This window comes from Catenovulum agarivorans YM01 (assembly GCF_000281085.1).
Taxonomy (GTDB): domain Bacteria; phylum Pseudomonadota; class Gammaproteobacteria; order Enterobacterales; family Alteromonadaceae; genus Catenovulum; species Catenovulum agarivorans.
Genome location: NZ_JH767524.1, coordinates 4,863 through 17,413 on the forward strand (window position 1 = coordinate 4,863; position 12,551 = coordinate 17,413).

At 41.2% G+C, this 12,551-nt stretch carries 14 protein-coding genes; 2 read left to right on the plus strand and 12 right to left on the minus strand.

Annotation, left to right across the window (positions count from 1 at the left end; genetic code table 11):
• From WSC_RS25130 to WSC_RS21990, 3 genes are all read right to left on the minus strand, one after another.
• On the minus strand, positions 1-783 hold a 783-nt coding region (locus WSC_RS25130; protein WP_016955044.1), incomplete at its 3' end, for a glycoside hydrolase family 5 protein.
• Between the two features lie 123 nt (positions 784-906).
• Entirely contained in the window at positions 907-1,716 is an 810-nt protein-coding gene (locus tag WSC_RS0106160) for an alpha/beta hydrolase (protein WP_016955045.1), read from the minus strand.
• 136 nt (positions 1,717-1,852) lie between these two features.
• Positions 1,853-4,474 carry a cellulase family glycosylhydrolase gene (locus WSC_RS21990; RefSeq protein WP_016955046.1) on the minus strand — a complete coding sequence of 874 codons (2,622 nt, stop codon included), beginning with the start codon at positions 4,472-4,474 and terminating at the stop codon, positions 1,853-1,855.
• 352 nt (positions 4,475-4,826) lie between these two features.
• Here WSC_RS21990 and WSC_RS0106170 point away from each other — a divergent pair, with 352 nt between their 5' ends.
• Positions 4,827-5,954 carry an ABC transporter substrate-binding protein gene (locus WSC_RS0106170; RefSeq protein WP_016955047.1) on the plus strand — a complete coding sequence of 376 codons (1,128 nt, stop codon included), beginning with the start codon at positions 4,827-4,829 and terminating at the stop codon, positions 5,952-5,954.
• Positions 5,955-6,049: 95 nt separating this feature from the next.
• Entirely contained in the window at positions 6,050-7,405 is a 1,356-nt protein-coding gene (locus WSC_RS0106175) for a sensor histidine kinase (protein WP_237716290.1), read from the plus strand.
• A 73-nt stretch (positions 7,406-7,478) separates the two neighbouring features.
• Here the strand turns inward: WSC_RS0106175 and rplQ are convergent, their stop codons facing one another.
• The 9 genes from rplQ to rpmD form a co-directional block, all read right to left on the minus strand.
• Entirely contained in the window at positions 7,479-7,880 is a 402-nt protein-coding gene (gene rplQ / locus WSC_RS0106180; RefSeq protein ID WP_016955049.1) for a 50S ribosomal protein L17, read from the minus strand.
• A 37-nt stretch (positions 7,881-7,917) separates the two neighbouring features.
• Positions 7,918-8,907: a DNA-directed RNA polymerase subunit alpha gene (locus tag WSC_RS0106185; protein ID WP_016955050.1), complete on the minus strand. Its 990-nt coding sequence runs from the start codon at positions 8,905-8,907 to the stop codon at positions 7,918-7,920.
• 24 nt (positions 8,908-8,931) lie between these two features.
• Positions 8,932-9,552: a 30S ribosomal protein S4 gene (gene rpsD / locus WSC_RS0106190; protein ID WP_016955051.1), complete on the minus strand. Its 621-nt coding sequence runs from the start codon at positions 9,550-9,552 to the stop codon at positions 8,932-8,934.
• A gap of 29 nt (positions 9,553-9,581) precedes the next feature.
• Positions 9,582-9,974, minus strand: coding sequence for a 30S ribosomal protein S11 (gene rpsK / locus WSC_RS0106195; RefSeq protein ID WP_016955052.1), 393 nt, complete (start codon positions 9,972-9,974; stop codon positions 9,582-9,584).
• A 16-nt stretch (positions 9,975-9,990) separates the two neighbouring features.
• A complete protein-coding gene (gene rpsM, locus WSC_RS0106200; RefSeq protein WP_016955053.1) occupies positions 9,991-10,347 on the minus strand; it encodes a 30S ribosomal protein S13 in 357 nt (118 codons plus the stop codon).
• Between the two features lie 99 nt (positions 10,348-10,446).
• Positions 10,447-10,563 carry a 50S ribosomal protein L36 gene (gene rpmJ, locus WSC_RS0106205; RefSeq protein ID WP_016955054.1) on the minus strand — a complete coding sequence of 39 codons (117 nt, stop codon included), beginning with the start codon at positions 10,561-10,563 and terminating at the stop codon, positions 10,447-10,449.
• A gap of 26 nt (positions 10,564-10,589) precedes the next feature.
• On the minus strand, positions 10,590-11,918 hold the full coding sequence (gene secY, locus WSC_RS0106210) for a preprotein translocase subunit SecY (RefSeq protein ID WP_016955055.1): 1,329 nt from the start codon (positions 11,916-11,918) through the stop codon (positions 10,590-10,592).
• Between the two features lie 7 nt (positions 11,919-11,925).
• The gene (rplO, locus tag WSC_RS0106215) at positions 11,926-12,360 is read right to left on the minus strand and encodes a 50S ribosomal protein L15 (RefSeq protein ID WP_016955056.1); all 435 of its coding nucleotides are present in this window, start codon (positions 12,358-12,360) and stop codon (positions 11,926-11,928) included.
• A 3-nt stretch (positions 12,361-12,363) separates the two neighbouring features.
• Entirely contained in the window at positions 12,364-12,546 is a 183-nt protein-coding gene (gene rpmD / locus WSC_RS0106220) for a 50S ribosomal protein L30 (protein WP_016955057.1), read from the minus strand.
• Between the last annotated feature and the right edge of the window lie 5 nt (positions 12,547-12,551).

Below are 12,551 nucleotides of genomic sequence, written 5' to 3' on the forward strand. Positions count from 1 at the left end.
GCTACCTTCAGCAACAATAATATGGTTGTTGTCTACTTCACGAATCGCGTTACGCATAGTTACCAGCGATGGCAATAACTCGTATTCCCGACCGGCTTGCGGTACTGGTTCGTTAATTAAATCGTAACCCCAAACTACAGGTTCGTCTTTGTAGCGATTAGCAATATGTCGCCAAATAGTTGCGGCTATTTGCACATTGTTACCATCCCAAAAAGTAACAGAGTCTCTTGGTTGACTGGCATTCGAATTGACATTGTCGGCATGGTCACCTGGATTTTGATAACCCGGTGCACCGTGCATATCTAATAATACGTACATGCCACGTGTACGGCACCAATCAATAACACGGTCAAAATATTCAAAACCGTTGTCGCGTAGTTGGCCATTCCACCAAAATAAGTTGTAGTTAAAAGGTACACGAACCGAGTTAAAACCAAGTGCTTTTAAATCAGCAATTGCTTGTTCGTCGACATAATTTAACCGCCATTGGTATTCAAAGTTTGCCGCTTTGTCAGCACTGCCAAATGCCGATGATAGCTCGTTAAAAAACTGCGTGTGGGTACGGTAATTAAAGTCGCCCATCATTAAGTAACCTTCCCATACTAGCCAGTTACCTAAATTGATACCACTTAAGTACAGTGGGTTACCATGTTCGTCTATTAGTTTAGTGCCGTTTGTTCTTACAAAATTTGCATGCAAGCTGCCGGTTAATAAAAACGTTAGTGCCGTAGTACAAATCAGTTTTTTTAACAGCTGTCTTGCCTTGTTGTGCGATGGTCGCATAAAACCCCCATTGGTTAATTTGTGTGATGCGTTTTCCTTGTGTTTAAACGCAACATAAAATTAACAAGGGGGTTGCAATTTAGCGTGCTAATACCAGCCAAAACCTAAATTAGAACGTTCGATTTAGCGCTTTAAATGTTCCAACATTATGCTGTATGCAGGGTGAACCATATTGCCGTGATGAAACCCGTCCAGTTCAAATATTTTTGTTTGGGTATGCCCAACCACTTGCATAATTCGCCACAACAAGGCGTTTTCTTCGTAACGACCTAACATTTCTAATTCGCGATCACCTGTGACTAACCATAAAGGTGGTGCATCTTTCCGTACATGAAAAAGTGGCGCGTATTCATCTACCACCAGTTGGGTATCTGCAATACCTTGCTCTTCTCTCACAGTAAAATGTGTAACGGCATGACCACTAAATGCAAATAATCCAGCCAGTTGATTGGCATCGATTTTATGTTTAGCTAACCAAGTTTTATCTAACCCCAACATGCTAGTTAAATACCCGCCTGCAGAGTGGCCAGCTAAATATATTTGTTTTGTCAAGCCAGCAAATTTCTCTATATTGTTAAACACCCAAGCAGTCGCCGCTGCTGCGTCTTCTATATAAGTTGGATTTTGAACTTTTGGATGCAACCTATAACCTACAGCAACCACAGCTATACCCTGTTGTTTTAATTCATCCGGAATAGCTTTATAGCCGCCGCGTAATCCACCACTGTGAAACCACACAACTGTTTTAAAATTTTTGCTGTTTGTTGGATAGTATAAATCGAGTTTGCACTGGCTGTTTTGATATTCATCTTGAATTTGCGCTGGCGAATAATATGCAATATCCGTTTGGCTAGTATATTCAGTTTGGCCATTTGCACTGCCGATAGATGCTAGTAATAAACTCAGCAAGGCAAACAAGTTGGTTTTAAACATTATGAATTTCCTTTATATTTTTGGACGATTTAACCAGAACTCTGGATAACTATTAACGAATCAACTGGTGTTAATGCACTAACCCCAAATAAAAAGCCAGCAATAAGCTGGCTTTGGTGTGTGTTGTTTTTAATTATTAGTTTTTAGTAAATCTAAACCAGTTCAGGTTCCATTCATCATCAACGGCTTCTAACACTAAACTTTGTTCGCCAGTTGTTGTGATATTTACTGTCGTTGAAATAGTCATCCAAGTCTGCCAACCGCCGGTTGCAGGTACTGCAACTGTGGTTAAATCAGTTTCACCTAAACGCAAGATAAAACCTTGTGAGCCTGGCTCGGTTGCAACACGGAATTCAACTGTGTATTCGCCTGCTTCTGCAACATCAACAGTGTATTCTAAGATATCACCAGGGTTTGCATGACCAGTATTTTGGCCGCCACCATCGTCTTGTGAATTTTCAAGCTGCATACCTTCTTGGTGTACAAAGTTCTCCGCTTGGATTAACCCTGGGATAGCAAATGCAGTAAATGCTGATGCAACTTCTTTTGAGTAATAACTTTCATCCGTAGCGTTAGTTGCAGTTACCACATAAAAGCCAGTGACACCTTCAGGTTTAGTCGTATCTGTGTAGTAAGGTGTTTCGACACCTTCCGCTACCAATTGGTAACTTGCACCAGATATTGCTGAACGGTATACATTGTACTTAGCACCATCAACAGCTTTCCAAGTTAAATCAATAGTGTTGTTTTCCTCGTCTTCAACTAAAGATAAATTCACTGGTCGATATGGCACATCTAAAATTTTTGGAGCTGTTTCTTCGGTTAATGCATCAATCACCCATTGGTTCTTATCGTATTCAATGGTCGATTGCATAGAGAAGTAATTTTCGATCTCTTCAAGGCTTGAGTTATTCAAATCTATGGTTGGCATAGCCGAACCACTTACGTCTTGACCATTAACTGGTGCAGCTGGTAATAAGTAGATTTCAGCCCAAGTGTTTACAGAGCCCATATCAGCAAAATGGCCTGTTAATAAATAAGATTCTCCACCTTTAAGCTCAACTGTTTGATAAACACCACCATTGGCAAACTCTGTGCCTGGCAATACGGTAAAGTTAAGCGCAGAATTATCCGAACCTTCGGCTGTATTTACTTGTGCAACTAATCCATCGTCATCAATTGAATCATTAGTTGCGCTCCACTCTAACCAAGAATCCATAGAATCAAATGAACTATTTGCCAGAACATTGGTTTCGGTCGATTGAGCAATAAGTTGAATGTCGTCTAAGCGTAAATCAACTTGATAAGGATCTGGTGCGCCCCAACGACCTGAACCAACTTTAATTACCAAATGATACGTTTGGTCATCGTCTGTAGGAGTCACAATTTTAGTGCCTAAACCACAAGCTTCAGCGAAACTGCTATCCCAGCCAGCGCAAGCCCAAGTATCCGCTTTGGCGAGTAATCTATCCCCTTTATTGGTGACTAAACCCCAAGTGCCTTGCCCTTGACCACCATCACGAGTAGTAACCTTGTACGACCAAGTAGTTGCAGCCCAACCCATTTCATTATATTTATCGAAAGTAGCACGGGTAATTGCACCACCGGTTTCACCTAAACCAGTCCAAGGTTGCATTTCACCGATTAGAAACGGTACCTTGTGTTGCTTTTTAAGTTGGTCTTGCCACTCGCATACACCTTCGTCTGAGAACAAACCACAAGTTAACCAGTCTCGGTGAACTTTATAACCAATTTCACCCCAGCCAAAAATACCTGGGTAAAAGTGCATTTCTAATGCAGCATTGGTAATTCCTTGCGCTGGTAAATCGCCGTATGAATCTGTACCTGAATTATGCCCCGGTAATACCACAATAGTATCTTGATCGACTTCACGTATCGCGTTATACAATTCAATTGAAACTTCAGCTAGCGTGTCTGCGTCGGTTCCCCAAGGTTCATTTAATACACCGTAAGCTGCAACAGCTTTTTCATCTTTATAACGTGTCGCAACTTGTTGCCACAACCACTTTGCTCTGTCTTGGTTTTCCGCTGCTAAGGCTGTGTCAGGGTTATCTTGGTCGCCGCCCCAAAATTCATTTTTACCTTCACAACCACTATGGTGCTCCCAACCTTGACTGCCTTGTGCACCATGTAAATCTAAAATCACATACATTTCACGTTCTTTAGCTTCAGCAATTGCTAGATCTAACCATTCCCACGCATCTGCACGTAAAGTTTTTGGGTTATTCTCATCTTCAATAATGTGATATGGGAAAGGCAAACGAATTACATTAAAACCCGCTTCGGCCATGATGTCCCAGTCGCGATCTGTAATGTAGTTGCTGCGGTACAAGTCCATTAATCTTTCAGTTTCAGCATCACCAAAGCGCTCAACTAATTTGCCTTCAAAACTACATTGGTCGTGAATGCCTTCACCAACTGGGTTTTCACCTGAATTCATCATCCAAGTTTCTAACATTAGCCAGTTACCTAGATTTAAACCGCGTAAAGATACAACTTGATCTTGTTCATTTACCCAATAGGTGTCTTGTTGACGTAGCGCACTATATTGCTCTTGCCCAGCTTTAGGCATGGCCATATTGTGCTCAGGTTCAGGTAAATATTCAGTCACCCCATTGTGTTTATCAGCATCTGTGGTGCTTAAATCACAACCTGTGACAGTTGCGGCAATTAAACCCAGCGCTAAATATTGGGCAATCGGTTTTAGTTTAAATTTTGTTGTTTGTGTGTTTTTCACGATAAAGCTCCAACCCTTGTGTTGTCATTAAACATACTTGCAACATAAATTTAACCCTAGCGATTAGAGCTTACTTCCTGCTCCACCACGTTTACCTTAATTAAAACGTTCTTGTTAGCGATAGAACCCAAACTTGCACTTTTGTGTACAATACAATCTTGCATCCAATAAAATTAATAATCTTAAAATCAGTAAGATATAAATGACCGTCAACCATTAACACAAAAATTTGTACTTGCATGCATTTTCATTAAATAGGTAAAAAACACTGCTACAATCAGTTTTTTAGCTGATTGAAATCGGCTGATTTGCAGCTAGACTTAAAACTATAGATGTTTATTAAAGAATCCACATGTACAAATTGCTACTACGCTGGATGCTGCTAATTTGCAGTTTATGCTTTTTTAGCCTAGCTGCATCAGCAAGCTGCAAACCCCATAATCCAAATTTACATGTACTTGCGGTAGTATCTGCCACAGAGCAAGATTCGTTCTGGTCTATGTACAGCACAGCTTTATCCGAAGCGGCGAAAGATCTAAACGTCTATGTAGAATTTTTATATCTAAACAACCATCAAGATAATAGGTTTATTTTTACCGATACGTTAAAACGTCGGCTTGAACAAGCAAAAAAACCAGATGCGGTTCTCACTACCTTATTTTTAAATGCCGAAGAAAGCGCGCTTGATTTATTAGCCAGTCACAATATCTACCACATTATTGTTAACACCAGCCTACAAGCAAACCTAATAGACAAAATTAAACAACCGCGCGAACGCAACCAATATTGGCTTGCTTTGATGACGCCAAATGACAAATTAGCCAGTTATCAACTAATGCAAGAATTACTTATACGCCACAAAAACAAATCCACAACTAAGCCTATTGTTGTTGCCTTAGCTGGCGCGCATGCCAGTACTGTGAGTGAAAATAGAGTATCGGGTTTAAACCAAGTGTTAACTGAACAAAACTTAGCAATTCCCTCACCTATGTACACTGATTGGAATTACGCATCTGCACATCAGTCGATTAGCGCCTTGTATCGTCGTGTGCCTGATATCAATATTATTTGGACAGTTTCATCAACACTCGCTCGCGCAGCCAGCGATCACATTGCTGAGCGGCAGATTACCCACCCAATCAGCATAGGTACATTTGATTGGACAATTGAAGCGCTTGATTTAATTCGTCAAGGCAAAGCTGATGTGTCAATCGGCGGTCATTTTTTAGAAGGTGCATGGTCATTATTACTGCTATACGATTTTTTACATGGACAAGATTTTATCGATGACCTCGAACCAATAATCCAAACTGAACTAACATTTACTGACAAAAGCAATGTTGAAAAATTTACTAAGTATATTACCCACACTAATCTTGCTAATCTGAATTTTGCGTTAATGAGCAAATGTTTAAATCCAAAACTGCAAAATTATGACTTCAACATTGAAACCCTTATCGAGCTGACTGAAGCTTTATAACTCTCGCCATTAAATTGTTACATTGACGCAGCGGCCGAACACTTCTATTTTTATATAAGGTAATAACAAGTGACATCTGCGCTATGCACGCTTTATTGGAATCAATACTTTTACACATTAGCCAAAGCGAAGATATAGACAATGGTAATCTAACTGCTGCTTCAAGGCTGATATTAGACTCTATTTGTCGTGGCCTGCGCATTTCTCGCGCTGGCATTTGGCTACTTGACCCTTCGTCAAATAGTATCAGTTGCAAACTCCTCATTGATGCCGGCAGAGAATTAACCAGCCAAACTATCCTGCTAACCCGCGAACAATTCCCTAACTATTTTGAAGCGCTTGATAGTGAACGAACTATCGCAGCTGACGATGCACATAATCATGTGGCGACGGCTGAGTTTAGTGAAGTCTATTTAGCGCCGCTCGACATATCCTCTATGCTGGATGTACCACTGCGCCATCAAGGAAAAATGATAGGCATTATCTGTTGCGAACATAGAGGAATAGATAGAATTTGGCGGGAAGAAGAGAAAGTATTCGCATCTGCGATAGCCGACTTGTATGGACGCGCAATCAGTGCACAACAAAAAGCTGAGTATGAACAGAAACTCATATCTATTAATCAAAACCTAGAGGCTTTGGTAGCAGAAAGAACCAAAGATTTAGAAGCGACCTTAAACCAATTAAAACAAACTCAAAGCAAACTGGTTGAAACGGAAAAAATGGCGGCTTTGGGGAATTTAATCGCAGGCGTGGCGCATGAAGTAAACACGCCACTCGGTACAGGCTTAACATCTGTTACTCACTGTTTAGAATCGCTAACAAAACTGCAGTCAGCAGTAACCAATAAAACTTTAGGAAAAAGCCAACTCGACAATTTTATTCAGGATACAAGGGGCGGTTTGCAATTAGCTGAACAAAGTTTAAATAAAGCCTCACAGCTTATTCGTGATTTTAAGCGCACCACGTCCGACCAAATAAGTGACAAAATAGAGGGGTTAGACCTGTCTTTGTATTTAGCTCAAGTCGTCAACCCAATTAGCGCACATATAAAAAAACAATCTATTCAACTTAATTTATCTTTAGAGCCAAATTTAATCACTAAAACTTACCCTGGCGTGATCGCACAAATCACCACAAATTTAATTACCAATGCGATTCAACATGCATTCCCAGAGCAAAATGCAAACAATGAGATAAAAGTTATCACAAGTAAACAAGGTGATAATTTTGTATTTGAGATCCGCGACAATGGTGTGGGTATAAAGAAGCAAGATCAAAAACAAGTATTTGAACCCTTCTTCACCTCCAAACGTGGTGCCGGTTCTTCGGGCTTAGGACTATCGACAGTTTATAACTTAGTTTCAGGGAAATTGGCTGGGCAAATTGAACTTGTTTCTGCGCCGAAACAAGGCACGCGATTTATTATCAAGTTTCCATCTTTGGATTAATATAAAAACCTATATGCTAAAAATACAAAAGGACGCCTAAGCGTCCCTTTGTGTTGCATCTGGATATAATATCTTATTCAGCTGCTTCTGTAGCTTCATCAGCTTCAACTTCAACCGCTGGGCGGTCTACTAACTCGATGTAAGCCATAGGTGCGTTGTCACCAGCGCGGAAACCACATTTTAAAATGCGAGTATAACCACCTGGGCGAGCTTGGTAACGAGGACCAATTTCGCTGAACAATTTACCAACAACTTCTTTATCACGAGTTCGTGCGAAAGCTAAACGACGATTCGCTACACTGTCTTTTTTTGCTAAAGTAATTAGCGGCTCAATTACACGACGCAATTCTTTCGCTTTAGGCAAAGTAGTTTTAATAACTTCGTGACGAACTAAAGAGCCCGCCATGTTGCTAAACATTGCACTGCGATGACTGCTATTTCGGTTGAGCTGACGGCCACTTTTACGATGACGCATAATGCTATCCTTCTACCAATAACTATGTAGAACAGGGTTAGTCTTTATCAGCGATACTGGCTGGAGGCCAGTTTTCAAGACGCATACCTAAAGACAAGCCACGAGAGGCTAAAACGTCTTTAATTTCAGTAAGCGACTTCTTACCAAGGTTAGGAGTTTTTAACAACTCAACCTCAGTACGCTGAACAAGATCACCAATGTATTGGATCTGCTCTGCTTTTAAGCAGTTAGCAGAACGTACAGTTAATTCAAGATCGTCAACTGGTCTTAACAGAATTGGATCGAATTCAGGTTTTTCTTCTTTGCGCTCAGGCTCAGATACATCACGTAATTCTACGAACGCATCTAGCTGCTCAGCTAAGATAGTTGCAGCCCTGCGAATTGCTTCTTCAGGCTCAATCGTACCATTCGTCTCCATATCAATGACCAACTTGTCAAGGTCCGTACGCTGTTCAACACGAGCAGATTCTACCGCATAAGCGATACGCTCTACTGGGCTGAATGAAGCGTCAACCAACAAACGGCCAATTGGACGATCATCTTCTTCAGAGGAACGACGAGCAGAAGCCGGAACATAGCCACGTCCTTTCTGAACTTTGATGCGCATGTTTAACTCTGCGTCACCAGTCAAGTTACAAATGACATGATCCGGGTTTTTGATCTCAACATCACCATCGTGAGTGATATCAGCTGCAGTAACAGGGCCCGCACCTTTTTTACTTAAATTCAGTGTCGCTTCGTCTTTCTCTTCGATACGGACGGCTAAACCTTTTAAATTAAGCAATATTTCAATTACGTCTTCAATAACGCCTTCTTTGGTGCTGTATTCGTGTAGTACACCGTCGATTTCCACTTCGGTAACCGCAGCACCAGGCATTGAAGACAATAATATACGTCTTAACGCATTTCCCAATGTATGACCAAAACCGCGTTCCATCGGTTCTAAAGTCACTTTTGCACGAAAAGGACCAAGACTCTCGATATCTACCAATCTCGGTTTAAGGAACTCAGTAACAGAACCCTGCATCGTTTCCTCTCTATTTTATTAACTTTACTTAGAGTAAAGTTCAACAATTAGCTGTTCGTTGATGTCTGCTGACAAGTCGCTACGCTCAGGTAAACGCTTGAAGACACCTTCTTTCTTCTCTGCATCCACTTCTAACCAAGTTGGCTTTTCACGTTGACCAGCCAACTCTAATGCAGATTGAATACGTGCTTGTTTCTTAGCTTTCTCACGAACTGCAACCACGTCTTCTGGCTTAACAGAAAAAGACGGAATGTTAACAACTTGGCCGTTAACAGTAATTGCTTTGTGACTAACCAATTGACGAGCTTCTGCACGAGTTGAAGCATAACCCATACGATAAACAACGTTATCTAGACGTTTTTCTAATAGGTTTAACAAGTTTTCACCTGTGTTACCTTTTAAACGTGCAGCTTCTTTATAGTAGTTACGGAATTGCTTTTCTAATACACCGTAGATACGACGTACTTTTTGCTTTTCACGTAACTGTAAACCGTAGTCAGATAAACGACCACGACGTGCACCATGTTGACCAGGTGCTGTTTCGATATTACATTTTGAATCGATTGCTCGAACGCCGCTTTTTAAGAACAAATCTGTTCCTTCACGACGACTGAGCTTCAGTTTTGGCCCTATATATCTTGCCATCTTTCTTCTCCGTTATCAGAGGAACACAATTAAACGCGACGTTTCTTAGGTGGACGACAGCCGTTATGAGGAATCGGCGTTACGTCTGTAATATTTGTAATTTTGTATCCAGTTGCATTTAATGCACGGATCGCAGACTCACGGCCTGGACCTGGACCATTTACAAATACTTCCAAGTTCTTTAAACCATACTCTTGAGCAGCAACACCTGCTCTTTCAGCAGCAACCTGTGCAGCGAAAGGAGTTGATTTACGTGAACCACGGAAACCTGAACCACCTGAAGTAGCCCAAGATAAAGCGTTACCTTGGCGATCAGTAATAGTTACGATTGTATTGTTGAAAGATGCATGGATATGAGCCATACCGTCTGCAACTTGACGTTTTGCGCGCTTACGCGTGCTACGTGCTGGAGCTTTAGCCATTATTCACTTCTCCTACTTATTTCTTAATAGGTTTACGAGGACCTTTACGCGTACGAGCGTTAGTCTTCGTTCTTTGACCGCGAACAGGCAAGCTACGACGATGACGTAGACCACGGAAACAACCTAAGTCCATCAAGCGCTTGATATTCATTGAAACTTCACGACGCAAATCACCCTCAACGGTGAACTTTGCAACCTCTTCACGAAGCAGGTCTAACTGAGCTTCATCTAAGTCTTTAATCTTAGTGTTCTCAGCAATACCAGATGCAGCACAAATTGCTTTTGCACGGGTTTTACCAACACCGTAAATTGATGTTAAACCAATTACTGTGTGCTTGTGTAGAGGAATGTTAATGCCAGCTATACGGGCCATTTAACGCACTCCTAATTTATTAGCCTCAGCCGAAAAGCCCGTAAGGATACTCAAGCCGAGACTAGATTTCAAATAAAAAGACGAATTTCGTCCGATTTTTTAACCTTGACGTTGTTTGTGCTTAGGATCTGATGAACAAATCACACGAACAACACCATGTCTTTTGATAACTTTACAGTTACGACAAATGGTTTTAACAGATGCACGAACTTTCATTTTCCAACTCCGTTAATGGGTTCGGCCTATCGGCCATAACCCTTTAAGTTAGCCTTCTTCAGCACAGATTCATACTGACTAGACATCAGGTGAGTTTGTACTTGAGCCATAAAGTCCATAATTACAACAACTATGATAAGTAATGAAGTTCCGCCAAAATAGAACTGAACATTCCAAAATACCATCATAAACTCTGGAACCAAACATACGAATGTAATGTAAAGTGCCCCCGCTAAAGTTAAGCGAGTCATAACTTTATCAATATAACGTGAGGTTTGTTCACCTGGGCGAATACCCGGGATAAATGCACCAGACTTTTTCAAGTTGTCTGCAGTTTCTCTTGGATTAAATACTAATGCTGTATAGAAGAAGCAGAAGAATATAATCGCAGCAGCGTACAACATCATATACAAAGGTTGTCCTGGTGATAGCACTATGGCTATTTGAGCAATTGCTTCTGCAAATGCACTGTCACTTTGGCCAAACCAAGTCGCTATTGTACCTGGAAACAACATAATACTAGAAGCGAAAATTGGTGGAATTACACCAGCCATATTCACTTTTAGTGGTAAATGGGTACTTTGCGCTGCAAATACCTTGCGACCACGTTGTTGTTTTGCATAGTTAACCACGATACGACGTTGGCCACGTTCTACAAACACAACAAAATATGTAACCGCACAAACAATAATACCTATGATTAACAATAGAATCAGAGGTAACTCGCCCTGACGTGCTTGTTCAGCAGTCTGGCCGATAGCTGTTGGAAGACCAGCCACGATACCAGCAAAGATAATCATAGAGATACCATTGCCAATACCGCGCTCTGTAATTTGCTCACCTAACCACATTAAGAACATGGTACCGGTAACCAAACTCACAACAGCTGTGAAGTAAAAAGTAAAGCCAGGATCAATCACTAAGCCTGGAACCATGTTCGGCAGGCTATTGGCTATTGTGGTGGACTGGGCAATCGCTAACAACAGCGTTCCGTATCGAGTGTACTGACTGATTTTTTTGCGACCTGCCTCGCCTTCCTTTTTCAACTCTTGAAAAGTAGGGTGAATATGGGTCATCAGCTGCATAATAATAGATGCAGTAATGTACGGCATAATACCCAATGCTAACACTGACGCGCGCTCAAGTGCACCACCTGAGAACATGTTAAACATTGCTAACACGGTGTCTTTTTGTTGCTCAAACAGTTGTGCAAGTACAGTTGGATCAATACCTGGGATAGGTACATATGAACCAGCTCGGAAAATCACTAATGCTCCAAATAAGAACCATAAGCGACGTTTTAATTCCGAAAGTCCGCCTTGCGTGCTGTTAAATTCCAGTCCTGGTTTAGCCATGGATCAATTATTCCTCGATTTTACCACCGGCAGCTTCAATCGCTTCACGTGCACCTTTAGTCACGCCTAAACCTTTTACAGTAAGAGCGCGAGCTACAGCACCAGATTTTAAAACCTTAACTGCCTCAATATGCTTCTTCACCAAACCAGCCGCTTTAAGTGAAGCTAAGTCTACTACATCACCTTCAACTTTAGCGATTTCAGTCAAAGTAACTTGATCTGAAACTAAAGATTTGCGTGACGTAAAACCGAACTTCGGTAAACGACGTTGGATTGGCATTTGACCGCCTTCGAATCCTGGCTTAACAGAACCACCTGAACGTGATTTTTGACCTTTGTGACCACGGCCACCTGTCTTACCTAAACCAGAACCGATACCACGACCAACACGTTTTTTGCTTGGTTTTGAACCAGGAGCAGGACTAAGAGTATTTAAATACATGTATTAATCCTCCACCTTAACCATATAATAAACTTTATTAATCATACCGCGAACAGAAGGAGTATCTTCTAATTCAACAGTGTGGTTAATCTTACGTAAACCTAAACCACGTAACGTTGCTTTATGCTTAGGTAAACGTCCGATAGAACTTTTGACTTGAGTCACTTTTACAGTTTTACCAGCCATGATGT

Bases quoted from the DNA above. Each gene is read 5' to 3' on its own strand.
- WSC_RS0106170 (WP_016955047.1), top strand. From the start codon at position 4,827: ATGTACAAATTGCTACTACGCTGGATGCTGCTAATTTGCAGTTTATGC.
- rplO (WP_016955056.1), bottom strand. From the start codon at position 12,360: ATGTATTTAAATACTCTTAGTCCTGCTCCTGGTTCAAAACCAAGCAAA.
- rplQ (WP_016955049.1), bottom strand. From the start codon at position 7,880: ATGCGTCATCGTAAAAGTGGCCGTCAGCTCAACCGAAATAGCAGTCAT.
- WSC_RS0106160 (WP_016955045.1), bottom strand. From the start codon at position 1,716: ATGTTTAAAACCAACTTGTTTGCCTTGCTGAGTTTATTACTAGCATCT.
- rpsM (WP_016955053.1), bottom strand. From the start codon at position 10,347: ATGGCCCGTATAGCTGGCATTAACATTCCTCTACACAAGCACACAGTA.
- rpmD (WP_016955057.1), bottom strand. From the start codon at position 12,546: ATGGCTGGTAAAACTGTAAAAGTGACTCAAGTCAAAAGTTCTATCGGA.
- rpsD (WP_016955051.1), bottom strand. From the start codon at position 9,552: ATGGCAAGATATATAGGGCCAAAACTGAAGCTCAGTCGTCGTGAAGGA.
- WSC_RS0106185 (WP_016955050.1), bottom strand. From the start codon at position 8,907: ATGCAGGGTTCTGTTACTGAGTTCCTTAAACCGAGATTGGTAGATATC.
- rpmJ (WP_016955054.1), bottom strand. From the start codon at position 10,563: ATGAAAGTTCGTGCATCTGTTAAAACCATTTGTCGTAACTGTAAAGTT.
- secY (WP_016955055.1), bottom strand. From the start codon at position 11,918: ATGGCTAAACCAGGACTGGAATTTAACAGCACGCAAGGCGGACTTTCG.
- rpsK (WP_016955052.1), bottom strand. From the start codon at position 9,974: ATGGCTAAAGCTCCAGCACGTAGCACGCGTAAGCGCGCAAAACGTCAA.